Here is a 15,191-nt window from a genome sequence, read left to right on the forward strand (position 1 = left end):
CGTGCCAGAGCCCGCGTCGATGTTGCACCGCACACTGGCCCTCGCGCTCCTGTTCGCCCCCACGATCGCGGAAGCACAATTGTGCGAGGGACAGAGCGCGGCGATCGCGCCGGACGGTCGTGCGTTCGGGCATTTGCCGTATGGCGACGCGCCCGAGAGCGAGCTGGTCACGCTGCCGTCCGAATATTCGGTGGGCAATCCGTGCGTGGTGCGCGCCGACATATTGCCCGACCTGTTGCGGCTGTTCGCGGCGGCGCAGGGTGATCCTTCGGTGATGGGTCAGCTTCGTGCGCTGTCGTGCCAGCGGTCGATCGCGCGCCAACGCAGCGTGTTCTGTCGCGGCGAGACTAGCAGCCCGGCCGATCGCGCGATCTCGGTCGCGCCGCCGGGGTATAGCGAGCATTCGACCGGCTATGCGCTGGACTTCGCGGTCCGGCCTGCGAACGGGTGTCCCGATGCGGAGGCGTGCATGGCCGCGACGCCCGCCGCGCGCTGGCTGCGGCTGAACGCGTCGCGGTTCGGGTTCGAGCAGAGTTTTCCAGGCGGCAACAAGCAGCATGTGAAGTGGGAGCCGTGGCATTGGCGCTGGGTCGGGGTGAGCGAGAGTGCGCCCGGGGCTGCGAAGGCGAGGTTCGTGTTTGCGCGGGCTCGGCGGGAGTATCCGGCGGATCCGGGGGTGTTGCCGCTGGTGGTGAAGGTTACGGTTCAGCCGCCGGTGCCGGTGGCGCCGGTTGTGGTTGTGCCTTCGAAGAAGAAGCGGCGGTAGGCGATGTCAACGTTTCGCTAGCGACGCACATTGCCCGCGACGGCACCACCCCGGCGAAGGCCGGGGCCCAATTGGGGGACGGCAATGACGTAGCGCGGTGCTTCGTTACTACCACCTTACCAATTGGGCCCCGGCCTTCGCCGGGGTGGTAGCTTTTTCGGGGGTGCGGTTGGAGCAACGATCCGACTGGCTGCCCCGCCACCACTTAATGCAGCACGAGCCCACCCGGGCGCACGACGCCGTCGCGCAACGCGTGGTCGTACAGCAGTTCCGTCTCCAGCTTCACTTGATGCGACAGGCGATCGAGCATCGACTCCGCCTGCACCCCGAACGCGGCCCAGTCCTTCGGCGAGATCGTCGGCAGCCAGCGGCCGATGAACGCCTTCCAGTCCGACCGGAGGATGTCGAGGTCCTCTTCCATCATCGCGATCGTATCGGCCGAGCAATGCGCCTCCATCGCCACGACGGTGCGATCGATGACCTCGTCCTCGACGCCGAGGTGGTCGGCAACTGTAACGGCAAGTTCGATCAGCTTGCGCGAGGCGATCGCGCTTTGCGTCCTGGGCTGTCGTGACAGGGTGACGAGTTCAGCGCATTGGCCAGCGATCTTTTCGTGATCGTCGATCAGTCGCGTCCAGTTCGCGCGGTCCTGGTCGGATACCGTCTGCACTATGGTCCTGTCGTTCATGACGCCGCTACTCCCTGCGAAGGCCACTTGGTGATACTGGAAATACGCGTTACATCGTGTCAGGGATGCAGATAGCGTCGGCCAGCGTCTAGTAGCTATAGTATTTCCGGCAGTCGGATCGTGTCGAAACGACCGTTTGACGCCGGCCCTTTGACATCACGCGGTGCCGCGCCTATATCCGCATCTCACCACAGCATCCGGGAAATGACATGCCGTCGCGCAGCGTGTCGATCGTATTGGATACCGAGGTTTCATACGCTGAGAGCCGCCGCACCTGATGCGCGCGGCCTTTTTGCGTGAACGTGCGTCCCGCTCGGGGGTTCCCGAGCACGAATTTTCGGCTGACGAGGCAAAATAAACCTATGGCATCCAAGGCGATCGAACACGGCACTGCAAAGCGCCGTATCCGCAAGGTTTTCGGCAACATCCACGAAGTCGTGCAGATGCCGAACCTGATCGAAGTCCAGCGCGAGAGCTACGAGCAGTTCCTGCGCTCCGACAAGTCGATCGGCCACGTCTCGGGTCTCGAGAAGACGCTGCGCAGCGTGTTCCCGATCCAGGATTTTGCCGGCACCGCCTATCTCGATTTCGACGATTACGTCCTTGAGCCGCCGAAGTTCGACGTCGAGGAATGCCGCCAGCGTGGGATCACCTACGCCGCGCCGATGCGCGTCACGCTGCGTCTGACCGCGTTCGAGGTCGATCCCGATACCGAGGCCAAGTCGGTCATCGATATCAAGGAGCAGGACGTGTACATGGGCGACATGCCGCTCATGACCGAGAACGGCACGTTCTTCATCAACGGCACCGAGCGCGTCATCGTCAGCCAGATGCACCGTTCGCCGGGCGTCCTGTTCGATCACGATCGCGGCAAGACGCACGCATCGGGCAAGTATCTGTTCGCGGCGCGCGTGATCCCGTATCGCGGTTCGTGGCTCGATTTCGAGTTCGACGCGAAGGACATCGTCAACGTCCGCATCGATCGCAAGCGCAAGCTGCCCGTCACGGCGTTGCTGTACGCGCTCGGCATGACGTCGGAAGAGATCCTCAACTATTTCTACAACCGCGTGACGTTCGTCCGCGGCCAGGGTGGCTGGATCGTTCCGTTCCAGGTCGAGAACTGGCGTGGCCAGAAGCCGATGTTCGACATCGTCGATGCGAAGACCGGCGAAGTGGTGTTCCCGAACGGCCAGAAGATCAGCCCGCGCGCTGCGAACAAGGCGTTCAAGGACGGCCTGACCGACCTGCTGATCCCGACCGAGGAAATCTTCGGCCGCTATTCGGCGTACGATCTGATCGACGAGTCGACCGGCCGCATCTACATCGAAGCCGGTGACGAAGTGACCGCCGAGAACCTCGAACTGCTCGACCAGGCAGGCATCGAGCGTCTCGACCTGCTCGACATCGATCACGTCGCGACCGGCCCCTGGATCCGCAACACGCTCAAGGTCGACAAGGCCGAGGAGCGCGAGCAGGCGCTGTCCGACATCTACCGCGTGATGCGCCCCGGCGAGCCGCCGACGCTGGAGACGGCCGAGGCATTGTTCTCGGGTCTGTTCTTCGATCCGGATCGGTACGACCTGTCGGCCGTCGGCCGCGTGAAGCTCAACATGCGTCTCGACCTCGACGTCGAGGACACCGTGACGACGCTGCGCACCGAGGACATCCTCGAGGTCATCAAGACGCTCGTCAACCTCAAGGACGGCAAGGGCGAAATCGACGATATCGACAACCTCGGTAACCGTCGTGTCCGTTCGGTCGGCGAGCTGCTCGAGAACCAGTACCGCGTCGGCCTGCTCCGCATGGAGCGTGCCGTGAAGGAGCGCATGTCGTCGGTCGACGTCTCGACCGTCATGCCGAACGACCTGATCAACGCGAAGCCTGCGGTTGCCGCGGTCCGCGAATTCTTCGGCTCGTCGCAGCTGTCGCAGTTCATGGATCAGACCAACCCGCTGTCGGAAGTCACCCACAAGCGTCGCGTGTCGGCACTTGGACCAGGTGGTCTGACGCGTGAGCGCGCCGGCTTCGAAGTCCGCGACGTTCATCCGACGCATTACGGCCGCATCTGCCCGATCGAGACGCCGGAAGGCCCGAACATCGGTCTGATCAACTCGCTCGCCAGCTTCTCGCGGGTGAACAAGTATGGCTTCATCGAGACGCCATACCGCAAGGTCGTCGACCACAAGGTCACCGACGACGTCGTCTACCTGTCGGCGATGGAAGAGGCCAAGCACACGATCGCGCAGGCCAACGCCGAGCTCGATTCGTCGAACGGCTTCGTCGAGGAGCTGGTGTCGTCGCGTCAGGCTGGCGAATTCCTGATGGCGCTGCCGGACAACATCACGCTGATGGACGTCAGCCCCAAGCAGCTCGTCTCGGTCGCCGCATCGCTCATTCCGTTCCTGGAAAACGATGACGCCAACCGCGCGCTGATGGGCTCGAACATGCAGCGTCAGGCCGTGCCGCTCGTCCAGGCCGAGGCGCCGTTCGTCGGCACCGGCATGGAAGAGACGGTTGCGCGGGACTCTGGCGCCGCGATCTCGGCCAAGCGTGCGGGCATCGTCGACCAGGTCGACGCGGCGCGTATCGTGATCCGCGCGACCGGCGAGATCGATGCCGGCAAGTCGGGCGTCGACATCTACACGCTGATGAAGTTCCAGCGTTCGAACCAGTCGACCTGCATCAACCAGCGTCCGCTGGTGAAAGTGGGCGATGCGGTTCGTGCCGGCGACGTGCTCGCCGACGGCCCGTCGACCGAGTTCGGCGAGCTGGCGCTGGGTCGCAACAGCCTCGTCGCGTTCATGCCGTGGAACGGCTACAACTACGAGGATTCGATCCTGATCTCCGAGCGGATCGTGAAGGACGACGTGTTCACGTCGATCCATATCGACGAGTTCGAGGTGATGGCTCGCGATACGAAGCTCGGGCCTGAGGACATCACGCGCGACATCCCGAACGTCGGCGAGGAAGCGCTTCGCAACCTCGACGAGGCGGGCATCGTCTACATCGGTGCAGAGGTCGAGCCGGGCGATATTCTCGCTGGCAAGATCACGCCGAAGGGCGAGTCGCCGATGACGCCGGAGGAGAAGCTTCTCCGTGCGATCTTCGGCGAGAAGGCCAGCGACGTGCGCGATACGTCGCTTCGCCTGCCGCCGGGCGTGTCGGGTACGGTCGTCGACGTTCGCGTCTTCAACCGTCACGGCATCGACAAGGACGAGCGCGCGATGGCGATCGAGCGCGAGGAGATCGAGCGCCTGAAGAAGGATTCGGACGACGAGCGTTCGATCCTGAACCGTGCGACCTGGTCGCGTCTTCGCGAGATGCTGCTCGATCAGACCGCCACCTCGGCGCCGAAGGGCGTCAAGAAGGGCGTCGTGATCGACATGGATCTGCTCGACAGCGTCGACCGCCACGAATGGTGGAAGTTCGCGGTCGCCGACGACAAGGTCCAGAGCGATCTGGAAGCGGTCAAGATCCAGTATGACGATGCCGCCAAGCTGATCACGGACAAATTCCACGATCGTCGCGAGAAGCTGGAGCGTGGTGACGAGCTGTCGCCGGGCGTGCTGAAGATGGTCAAGGTGTTCGTCGCAGTGAAGCGCAAGCTGCAGCCGGGCGACAAGATGGCCGGCCGTCACGGCAACAAGGGCGTCATCAGCCGCATCCTGCCGGCGGAGGACATGCCGTTCCTCGCCGACGGTACGCCGGTCGACATCGTCCTCAACCCGCTGGGCGTGCCGTCGCGCATGAACGTCGGGCAGATCTTCGAGACGCATCTGGGCTGGGCCGCACGCGGCCTGGGTCAGTCGATCACCGCGGCTCTCGAGACGTGGCGCGAAGAGAATCCGGACGCCAAGCCGGGTGCGATGCCCGAGGCGGTCCGCGATCGCCTCAAGACGGTGTACGGCGAGCAGTATCACGCCGAGATCGACGCCCGCACGGGTGACGAGATCGTCGAGCTGGCCAAGAACCTGAAGGGCGGCGTGCCGATGGCGACGCCGGTGTTCGATGGTGCCCGCGAAGCCGATGTGTCGGCGATGCTGGCGCTGGCGGGCCTCGACACGTCGGGTCAGTCGGACCTGTTCGACGGCCGCACCGGCGATCAGTTCGATCGCAAGGTGACGGTGGGCTACATCTACATGCTGAAGCTCCACCATCTGGTCGACGACAAGATCCACGCACGGTCGATTGGGCCGTACTCGCTGGTCACGCAGCAGCCGCTGGGTGGTAAGGCGCAGTTCGGTGGGCAGCGCTTCGGCGAGATGGAGGTCTGGGCACTCCAGGCCTACGGCGCGGCGTACACCTTGCAGGAAATGCTGACGGTGAAGTCCGATGACGTGGTCGGACGCACCAAGGTCTACGAGGCGATCGTCAAGGGCGACGACACGTTCGAGGCCGGCATCCCGGAGAGCTTCAACGTTCTCGTCAAGGAAATGCGCTCGCTCGGCCTGAATGTGGACCTGAAGCAGTCGGAGCCCGGCTTCGACAGCGACGGCATCCAGATCGCGGCGGAGTAAGCCTCAACTCCTCCCCTCCCGCTTGCGGGAGGGGTCGGGGGAGGGCCTGTCCCCGCAGGCACCACCCCGAGAGGCTACGACATCCCCTCCCCTAGCCCCTCCCGCCATGCGGGAGGGGAATGGAGAATAAAATGAACGAGATGACCCCCTTCGCCAATCCGGTCGCCAAGACCGAGACGTTCGACCAGATCCAGATCGGCATCGCGTCCCCGGACAAGATCCGTTCGTGGTCGTTCGGCGAGATCAAGAAGCCCGAGACCATCAACTATCGCACGTTCAAGCCCGAGCGTGACGGCCTGTTCTGCGCGCGCATCTTCGGTCCGATCAAGGATTACGAGTGCCTGTGCGGCAAGTACAAGCGCATGAAGTACAAGGGCATCGTCTGCGAGAAGTGCGGCGTCGAGGTTACCGTCTCGAAGGTCCGCCGCGAGCGGATGGGCCATATCGAGCTCGCCGCCCCGGTCGCGCACATCTGGTTCCTGAAGTCGCTGCCATCGCGCATCGGCCTGCTGCTCGACATGCAGCTGAAGCAGCTCGAGCGCGTGCTGTATTTCGAGGCGTACATCGTGATCGAGCCGGGCCTGACCCCGCTCGAGAAGTACCAGCTGATGACCGAGGACGAGCTCCTCGACGCACAGGACCAGTATGGCGAGGACGCGTTCTCGGCCGGTATCGGTGCCGAGGCGGTCCGCATCATGCTCGAATCGCTCGATCTCGTCGGTGAGCGTACCGCGCTGCTCGAAGAGCTCGCGGTCACCAAGTCCGAGCTGAAGCCCAAGAAGATCATCAAGCGCCTGAAGGTCGTCGAGAGCTTTATCGATTCGGGCAACCGCCCCGAATGGATGATCCTCGAGGTCGTTCCGGTCATCCCGCCCGAGCTGCGCCCGCTGGTGCCGCTGGACGGTGGTCGTTTCGCGACGTCGGATCTGAACGATCTGTATCGCCGCGTGATCAACCGCAACAATCGTCTGAAGCGCCTGATGGAGCTTCGTGCGCCGGACATCATCGTCCGCAATGAGAAGCGCATGCTCCAGGAGGCTGTCGACGCACTGTTCGACAATGGTCGCCGCGGTCGCACGATCACGGGCGCCAACAAGCGTCCACTGAAGTCGCTGTCCGACATGCTCAAGGGCAAGCAGGGCCGCTTTCGTCAGAACCTTCTCGGCAAGCGCGTCGACTATTCGGGTCGTTCGGTCATCGTGACCGGGCCTGAGCTGAAGCTGCACCAGTGCGGCCTGCCGAAGAAGATGGCGCTCGAGCTGTTCAAGCCGTTCATCTACGCACGTCTCGATGCCAAGGGTCTGTCGATGACCCTGAAGCAGGCGAAGAAGTGGGTCGAGAAAGAGCGCAAGGAAGTCTGGGATATCCTGGACGAGGTGATCCGCGAGCACCCGGTCATGCTGAACCGTGCGCCGACGCTTCACCGTCTGGGCATCCAGGCGTTCGAGCCGGTTCTGATCGAGGGCAAGGCAATCCAGCTTCACCCGCTGGTCTGCTCCGCGTTCAACGCCGATTTCGACGGCGATCAGATGGCCGTGCACGTCCCGCTGTCGCTCGAAGCGCAGTTGGAAGCGCGCGTGTTGATGATGTCGACGAACAACATCCTGTCGCCTGCCAACGGCAAGCCGATCATCGTTCCGTCGCAGGACATGGTTCTCGGTCTCTATTATCTGTCGATGATGAAGGAGAACGAGCCGGGCCAGGGGATGCTGCTCGGTGACATGGCCGAAGTGCACCAGGCGCTGAACGCCCAGGCGGTCACGCTGCACACCAAGGTCATCAGCCGCGTTCCGCAGACCGACGAGAAGGGCAAGCAGTACCTCAAGCGGTACGAGACGACCCCGGGCCGCATGCTGCTGGGCGAGTGCCTGCCGCACAGCCACAAGGTGCCGTTCGACACCGTCAACCGCCTCCTCACCAAGAAGGACGTGGGCGACGTGATCGACGAGGTCTATCGTCACACCGGCCAGAAGGAGACCGTGCTGTTCGCCGACGCGATCATGTCGCTCGGCTTCCGCCACGCGTTCCGGGCCGGCATCTCGTTCGGCAAGGACGACATGATCATTCCGGACGCCAAGGTTGGTCTGGTCGACGACACCAAGGCACTCGTGAAGGACTTCGAGCAGCAGTATCAGGACGGTCTGATCACACAGCAGGAGAAGTACAACAAGGTGATCGACGCCTGGAGCCGTTGCGGCGACCAGGTCGCGAACGCCATGATGGACGAGATCCGTGCGGTGAAGGTCGACGAGGAGACCGGCCGTGAAAAGCCGATCAACTCGATCTACATGATGGCTCACTCGGGTGCTCGTGGTTCGCAGGCGCAGATCAAGCAGCTTGCCGGTATGCGCGGCCTGATGGCCAAGCCGTCGGGCGAGATCATCGAGACGCCGATCATCTCGAACTTCAAGGAGGGCCTGACCGTCCTCGAGTACTTCAACTCAACCCACGGCGCTCGCAAGGGCCTCGCGGATACGGCGTTGAAGACGGCGAACTCGGGCTACCTGACGCGTCGTCTGGTCGACGTGTCGCAGGATTGCGTCATCATCGAACCGGATTGCGGCACGACCCGCGCGCTGGAGATGAAGGCCATTCTTCAGGGTGGTTCGACGATCGCAAGCCTCGGCGAGCGCATCCTCGGTCGTACGACCGCGGAGGACATCGTCGATCCGAAGACCGGCAAGGTCGTCATCCCGTCGGGCACGTTGCTCGACGAGCCGATGATCACGACGATCGAAGGCCTCGGCACGCAGTCGTGCAAGATCCGTAGCCCGCTGGTCTGCGAATCGAAGATCGGCGTCTGCGGCAAGTGCTACGGGCGCGATCTCGCCCGCGGTACGCCGGTCAACATCGGTGAAGCTGTCGGCGTGATCGCCGCGCAGTCGATCGGTGAGCCGGGCACGCAGCTGACGATGCGCACGTTCCACATCGGTGGTGCGGCGCAGCTCAACGAAACGTCGAACCTTGAGGCGCATGCTGACGGTACGGTGCAGTTCCGCGATCTGCGTATCATCGTCGACCAGCGTGGCCGTCGCGTGGTGCTCAGCCGCTCGGGTGAAATCGCGATCGTCGACATGGACGGCCGCGAGCTCTCGGTCGATCGAATCCCCTACGGTGCGTATGTGCTGTTCGACGATGGTCACATCGTGTCGCGCGGCGATCGGATGGCGGAGTGGGATCCGTTCACCATGCCGGTGATCACGGAGAACCCGGGCACGATCAAGTATGTCGACCTGATCGAGGGCAAGACGCTCACCGAGCAGACCGACGAAGCCACGGGCATCGCCCAGCGCGTCGTGATCGAATATCGTGCGGCGACCAAGTCGAAGGAGGATTTGCGTCCGCGCATGACCCTGCTCGACGAGACGTCGGGCGAGACCGGTCGTTACATGCTGGCGATCGGTGCTACGCTGTCGGTCGAGGATGGCGCACAGGTGTTCGGCGGCGACGTCGTTGCCCGCGTCAGCCGCGAAAGCGCCAAGACGCGCGACATCACCGGTGGTCTGCCGCGTGTTGCCGAGCTGTTCGAGGCGCGTATCCCCAAGGACTCGGCGATCATCGCCAAGATCTCGGGCCGCGTCGTGTTCGGCAAGGACTACAAGGCGAAGCGCAAGATCGGCATCCAGCCCGAGGATGGCGGCGACGTCGTCGAGTATCTGGTGCCGAAGTCGAAGGTGATCGACGTCCAGGAAGGCGATTACGTCAAGCGCGGCGACAACCTGATTGGCGGCTCGCCCGATCCGCACGACATCCTCGAGACGATGGGCATCGAACCCCTCGCCGAGTATCTCGTGTCGGAAATCCAGGAGGTCTATCGTCTCCAGGGCGTGAAGATCAACGACAAGCACATCGAGACGATCGTTCGTCAGATGCTGCAGAAGGTCGAGATCACCGACGGCGGCGACACCACGCTGCTGAAGGGCGAGCAGGTCGATCGCGAGGAAATGGACGCGACCAACGAGAAGCTCGAGAAGAAGCAGACCCGCGCACAGGGCAAGCCGATCCTGCTCGGCATCACCAAGGCGTCGCTGCAGACCCGCAGCTTCATCTCGGCAGCATCGTTCCAGGAGACCACCCGCGTCCTCACCGAGGCAGCGGTCCAGGGCAAGCAGGACATGCTGATGGGCCTGAAGGAGAACGTGATCGTCGGCCGGCTCATCCCGGCAGGCACCGGTGCAGGCCTCAACCGCCTGCGTGTTGTGGCCAACAGCCGCGACGCCGCGATGCGCGTCCAGCAGCGCAAGATGGCAGAGGTGTCGATCGTGGCACCGATGTCGGCTGCCGACGAGCACGCTGCCGAACTCGCGCGCTCGCCGCGCGATGCAGGCGGCACGGGTGAGGATCCGCTCGCAGCGGTGGTCACCTCGGGCACCGGCACTGACGCGGATGCCGGCGAGTATCTGAACGAGACCGAGTAATCGGTTTCGTCAGACGCCTTCCGCGCTGACTAGGGGAAAGGCCGCCGTCCGGGACACCGGGCGGCGGCCTTTTCGTTTTGGGGCGGAATCGCATACGACGACTGATAGACCTTCGGAGTTTTTCAGGGCTTAATCTAAACCCGGTCAGCTCAGGCGAGATCGATGGGTACAGCCGTCAGACAGGCTGTTTTCCCGCGAAGGCGGGGATCCAGACTGGGCTCCCGCCTTTGCGGGAGAACAAGAGTGTGCCGCCGTCAAATTGCAAGTCGCCTCCTACTCAAGAGGGATATCGACGCGATCCGGCGTCCCCCGCTCTACAAGACAAGTCTTTCGATTTTCGCCACCGTCGATGCCGCAGCTTGTCCGGCATAACGGGGGAAAATGCCGATCTGGCGGCTGTAACTGACCGTTGATCAGCCCTACCCCCAAGCGCATGTGGCTTCATGCCGCGCACCACGGCGCCGGCAATTCCGCCGCAATAAATGGGTCGCATTCCCGCTGTACGGCTGCAGCGGGTACCGCCGAAACTAGCGGCCCGGAAGGACCACATGGAGCCGATGCGAAAGATCGTCCTCGCCACGATCGGCTCGCTTGGCGACCTGCATCCCTTCATCGCGATCGGCCTTGCGCTCAAGGCGAGAGGGTTCGCGGTCGTGCTGGCGGTACCGGCTGACCACGTCGCCAAGGTCGAGCGGGAGGTCTCACCGGCGTGGCTATCGTCGGTGGGTTCGGCGCGCTGACGGAGACCTTGGGCCTGCCGCCCGACCAGGTCGCAAAGCGGATCATGGCGGATCAGACCTATCTCATAAACCGAATCCTGATGCCGTGGCTAGCCGACAGCACAACGGCGCTCGACGACGCGATGGAGGGTGCAGTCGTGCTAGTCGCCTCGCTGTTCGTGTTCGCCGCGCCGATCATCGCGGAGACGCGCGGCGTGCCGCTGGTCAACGTCCTGCTCCAGCCGATGGCGACCTTCTCCGCCCATGCGCCACCCCGCACGCCCGACTTCGCGATGATGGCCCACGCACCAACCGGGCCGATCGGTCGCGCCTGGAACCGGTCAGTGTACCGGGTCATGCGCGGCGTGCTACGACATCGGTATGGACGCCCCGTCGATGAGATTCGCAAGACACGCGACCTGCCGCCGTCACGCCAGGCGCTGCTGCTCGAGACGCCCGCGAGCGCCGACCTGACCTTGTGCTGCTATTCGCCGGCGATCGCGCCGCGTCAGCCCGATCTGCCGGACATCGCGCGCGTCACCGGCTTTGCGATATTCGACAGCGATACCGGTGCGCCCGAAACGCTCGACCCAGCGCTAGAGGCGTTCCTCGCTGCCGGCCCACCGCCGCTGGTCTTCACGCTGGGATCCTTTGCAACGTTTGCGCCGGGCGACTTCTACGCCACTGCAGCCTTGACCGCGCGAACGCTCGGGCTGCGCGCGGTACTGCTGACCGGTAGCGACGATCTGGCAGCAGCGAGCGAACACGTCCATGTCTGCCGCTATGCGCCGCACTCGCTGCTGTTCCCGCTAGCTTGCGCAATCGTCCATCACGGCGGCGCGGGCTCAACCGGTCAGGCGTTGCGCGCTGGCAAACCGCAACTCGTCGTGCCGCACATGGGCGATCAGTACGACAACGGGCACCACATTCAATCGATCGGGGTCGGCAATACGCTGTCGTCGAAACACTTCACGATCGCGCGTGCTGGTGCCGCGATCACCGCCATCCTGACCGACCAAATGCGCGAGACGGCCGCTCAGGTCGGCGCGCAGGTTGCGCGGGAGAACGGCGCGGAGGCCGCCGCGGACGCGATCGCGGCGCTCGTCGATGAGCGCGGCTGACTTCGTCGACAGTTTTCAGGAATCATGGTGACAAAAAGATCATCGACGCCGGGCGTTGCCGTCGCGCCTTGGCGGGGCTAGGCGGACTGCCGATGCGGTCGGCGTACCATCCTTCGTCGATCGAGACGCGCGGTTCGACCCGACGGCGCAGCGGCGCGTTCTTGCTGACCGTCATCGCGCATGTCCTTATTCTCCTGCTGCTGTTGCGACTGGCGCCCTCGGTTACCTCGAAGCCCGAGGAGCGTCGCGAGCCGGTCACGTTCCAGATCGCCCCCGATCAGACTGCCCCCACGCCTCAAAAGCGCACGCCGTCACCGACCAAGGCAAAGCGTGCGAGCGGCGGTTCGCCGCAGCGGGCCGCCCCCAGGGTCCCGTCCGCACAGGCGCCCCCTGCCCCGCCGACATCGCCGCCACCGCTGCCGATCAAGATGCTCGGCGGGATGGAGATGTTCGAAGCCGCGGATATCTCGAAGATGCCGTCGCATCCCGACGACCAGCTTGCCGGCGGTGACGGTGGCAGCGGGTCGGGCAAGGGCAAGGACAGCGGTTCGGCCTACGGTCCCGGCGAAGGCCCGGGTGGCGAGCGGCTGTACAAGGTCGAATGGTATCGCCGACCGACCGATGCCGAACTCAACGGCTATCTGAAAAGCCCGCCGCCGCCGAACAGCTGGGCGAAGATCGCCTGCCGCATGATCGCGAATTACCAAGTCGAGAATTGCCGAGCGCTCAGCGAGTCGCCGGTAGGATCGGGTCTAGCGCGCGCGATGCGCCAGGCTGCGTGGCAGTTCCGCGTCCGTCCCCCGCGTGTCGGCGGGAAGCAGATCCTCGGCGGCTGGGTCGAGATCGATATTGAGTTCAATTCCGGCAGAGCGCCGGACTAGGCAAGCTTCTTATTCTCCCCCGCCAGGGAGGTGGCTGGCGCTTGCCAGACGGAGGGGGAGGTCAGGGACAACGTTAGTTGCATGTTTCTCCCCCTCCATCGCTTCGCGCCACCCTCCCCTTGCAGGGGAGGAACGAAACTCTCGTCAGACTTCACTCGTAATCGAGTGCTTCGCTTCGTCAGACAGCGTTCTGGCCAACGTCTCAAACTTCCCACCTTCGACACGGATCTCGTTGAACGCAGGCGGGCTACCCCTCGTACGCTTCGACAGCGTGCCGGCACCGATCATGCGGATGATCCGCCCTGCCCGCTCGACCGGCACATCGAACGGATCGTGGACGTGCCCCGACAACACCGCATGTGCCCCAGCCTCGGCCAGTGCCGTCAACGCCTTGTCGCCGTTGCGCGTCTTGGCGGTCCCGGTGGTGCCGCCTTCGATCAGCGGGTGATGCGCGCCGATGAAGATCAGATTGCCCTTCGGCACGTCCGCGATCATTGCCAGCGCGCGCTTGAGCGAACCGGGGCTCACACGCCCCTTCGACCAGTTCCACCTCCACTGCGCTCGCGCCGTCGTCTTCAGCGGGACGACGGTGACGCCGGGAAGCTCCAACGGCTTCTCAATCATCTGCTCGACGGCCGCGTAGCGCTGGTACGGCGCGAGCAGCCGGCGGAACGGGTCCCAATAATAGGGGATGTCATGATTGCCGACTTCCAGCGTCACCGGCACGCCGAGCGAACGCAGCCAGTCGCCGCCCTGCTGGAACTCATCCTTCGTCGCGCGCATCGTCAGGTCGCCGGTCATGATGACCGCGTCCGGCTTCTCCTCGGCGACACGCTCGGAGAACCAGGCGATTGCCGCCGGGTCCTCCGCGCCGAAATGTACGTCGCTGACGTGGAACAGTTTCAGCGTGCGGGCCTCAGGCAATTTCGGACAGCTTCGTCGGCTCGTGCATCGGGCACCCGTTGAACTTGCCACGGAAGTTCGCCGACTGCTTGTACGTTTCGTTGCGGGCGCGATTGACGCCGCCGAGCGGCTGGTGGGCAGTGATACCGTGCCAAATGCTGTACGACAGCGCATCGTCGGTATGATCGGTGACGCCCTGCTCCCAAGAAAGCTGAGGTGGAATTTCAAGCGTTGCTACGGTCACGAACGGACTCTCTTTCTCGTCCCACACCACCGAGGCATCTTCGATCGGCATTTTTTCGAGATCGGTGTTTAGCTGCACGCGGAATTCCCAGGTGCCGCCATGCTCGATCATCTCGTCGCGTACGACCTCGCGCAACGCATCCGGGCGCGCGGTGATATCGACGGTATCGCCGGTGAGCCGGGTAAGGCCCGGCGAGACCGGGAACAGTGCGACCTTCGCGATATAGTCGCCGTGACGAAAGGGCGTTTGCGAATAATAGGTCTCGCCGAGCGGATGGACGGGCTTGGCACCGCCCAGCGTCTGCAACGTGGCGGACTGGCCACCGACTGCTTCCAGCGCGGATTCGACGACGCGGAACGTAGCGGACATCGCCTTCTTCACGCCCTCGAACCGGTCGGTCGTCTTGGCCAGCAACTTGAGGTTCTTCGAGAACGCCTTGGCGTCGGGCGCCGAGAAGGCCGGGCCGTTGACCATGATGAAGTCCTGCGTCGTGTCGCCTTCCGAGCCCGGCAGGCGTGCGCCTTCAACGTCTAGGATCTTGAGCGCTAGGCCACGTGGCAGGCTGATGCTGTCGTCGAGGATGTCGCCGGCGTTGGTAGAGATGCGGATCACCGCTTCATGCGTACCCGGCCGGGTGAAAATGCCCTGGGCGAGTTCGGCGGGGAGGTTGTCGGCTACGGTGAACGTCCCGCGCGCGATGCCGTGAGCCTTGGCATGGACCGAGCGTACCGCATGACCATAATCCTGCGACGTCGTTTCCAGAATCTCCTGGAAGGACCCCTCCAGCGTCTTCAGGGTCTCCTGCTCGTCGGGCGCGATCGTTTCGACCGAGGGATCGAAACGGACGGGTTGTTTGCTGGGCATGGGGGTATCTCCTCTGGGTACCTAGCCGTAACCGCTTGAGCGGAAAGACGTTCCGCTCCCGTTGCAAACC

At 64.0% G+C, this 15,191-nt stretch carries 9 protein-coding genes; 6 read left to right on the top strand and 3 right to left on the bottom strand.

Features of this window, described 5'->3' with window-relative positions; translation table 11 throughout:
- Positions 1-19 precede the first annotated feature (19 nt).
- A complete protein-coding gene (locus ASE82_RS06080; RefSeq protein ID WP_056061688.1) occupies positions 20-766 on the top strand; it encodes a M15 family metallopeptidase in 747 nt (248 codons plus the stop codon).
- A 205-nt stretch (positions 767-971) separates the two neighbouring features.
- Here the strand turns inward: ASE82_RS06080 and ASE82_RS06085 are convergent, their stop codons facing one another.
- Entirely contained in the window at positions 972-1,454 is a 483-nt protein-coding gene (locus tag ASE82_RS06085; RefSeq protein WP_056060315.1) for a hemerythrin domain-containing protein, read from the bottom strand.
- A gap of 362 nt (positions 1,455-1,816) precedes the next feature.
- Between ASE82_RS06085 and rpoB the strand changes: the two genes are divergently transcribed.
- The 5 genes from rpoB (at position 1,817) to ASE82_RS06110 (ending at position 13,110) form a co-directional block, all read left to right on the top strand.
- Complete coding sequence (gene rpoB / locus ASE82_RS06090; protein ID WP_056051380.1) at positions 1,817-5,971, top strand: DNA-directed RNA polymerase subunit beta; 4,155 nt, start codon at positions 1,817-1,819, stop codon at positions 5,969-5,971.
- Between the two features lie 131 nt (positions 5,972-6,102).
- Positions 6,103-10,389 (top strand): DNA-directed RNA polymerase subunit beta', encoded by a 4,287-nt coding sequence (gene rpoC / locus ASE82_RS06095; RefSeq protein ID WP_056060318.1) that lies wholly within the window; start codon positions 6,103-6,105, stop codon positions 10,387-10,389.
- Between the two features lie 557 nt (positions 10,390-10,946).
- Positions 10,947-11,129, top strand: coding sequence for a glycosyltransferase (locus ASE82_RS06100; protein WP_156348794.1), 183 nt, complete (start codon positions 10,947-10,949; stop codon positions 11,127-11,129).
- The gene (locus tag ASE82_RS06105; RefSeq protein WP_056060324.1) at positions 11,099-12,229 is read left to right on the top strand and encodes a glycosyltransferase; all 1,131 of its coding nucleotides are present in this window, start codon (positions 11,099-11,101) and stop codon (positions 12,227-12,229) included. Before ASE82_RS06100 ends, ASE82_RS06105 begins: the two co-directional genes overlap by 31 nt.
- A 92-nt stretch (positions 12,230-12,321) precedes the next feature.
- Positions 12,322-13,110, top strand: coding sequence for a hypothetical protein (locus ASE82_RS06110; protein ID WP_056060327.1), 789 nt, complete (start codon positions 12,322-12,324; stop codon positions 13,108-13,110).
- Between the two features lie 144 nt (positions 13,111-13,254).
- On the opposite strand, the gene ASE82_RS06115 is transcribed toward ASE82_RS06110, so the two are convergent.
- On the bottom strand, positions 13,255-14,034 hold the full coding sequence (locus ASE82_RS06115) for a metallophosphoesterase family protein (protein ID WP_235524603.1): 780 nt from the start codon (positions 14,032-14,034) through the stop codon (positions 13,255-13,257).
- A complete protein-coding gene (locus ASE82_RS06120; RefSeq protein ID WP_056060330.1) occupies positions 14,027-15,121 on the bottom strand; it encodes a catalase family protein in 1,095 nt (364 codons plus the stop codon). Before ASE82_RS06120 ends, ASE82_RS06115 begins: the two co-directional genes overlap by 8 nt.
- Between the last annotated feature and the right edge of the window lie 70 nt (positions 15,122-15,191).

It is taken from the genome of Sphingomonas sp. Leaf230, assembly GCF_001421745.1.
Classification (GTDB): Bacteria; Pseudomonadota; Alphaproteobacteria; order Sphingomonadales; family Sphingomonadaceae; genus Sphingomonas.

What these genes read in the sequence shown, in the direction of transcription:
- ASE82_RS06080 (WP_056061688.1), top strand. Translation starts at nt 20, where the DNA reads ATGTTGCACCGCACACTGGCCCTCGCGCTCCTGTTCGCCCCCACGATC.
- ASE82_RS06085 (WP_056060315.1), bottom strand. Translation starts at nt 1,454, where the DNA reads ATGAACGACAGGACCATAGTGCAGACGGTATCCGACCAGGACCGCGCG.
- rpoB (WP_056051380.1), top strand. Translation starts at nt 1,817, where the DNA reads ATGGCATCCAAGGCGATCGAACACGGCACTGCAAAGCGCCGTATCCGC.
- rpoC (WP_056060318.1), top strand. Translation starts at nt 6,103, where the DNA reads ATGAACGAGATGACCCCCTTCGCCAATCCGGTCGCCAAGACCGAGACG.
- ASE82_RS06100 (WP_156348794.1), top strand. Translation starts at nt 10,947, where the DNA reads ATGCGAAAGATCGTCCTCGCCACGATCGGCTCGCTTGGCGACCTGCAT.
- ASE82_RS06110 (WP_056060327.1), top strand. Translation starts at nt 12,322, where the DNA reads ATGCGGTCGGCGTACCATCCTTCGTCGATCGAGACGCGCGGTTCGACC.
- ASE82_RS06120 (WP_056060330.1), bottom strand. Translation starts at nt 15,121, where the DNA reads ATGCCCAGCAAACAACCCGTCCGTTTCGATCCCTCGGTCGAAACGATC.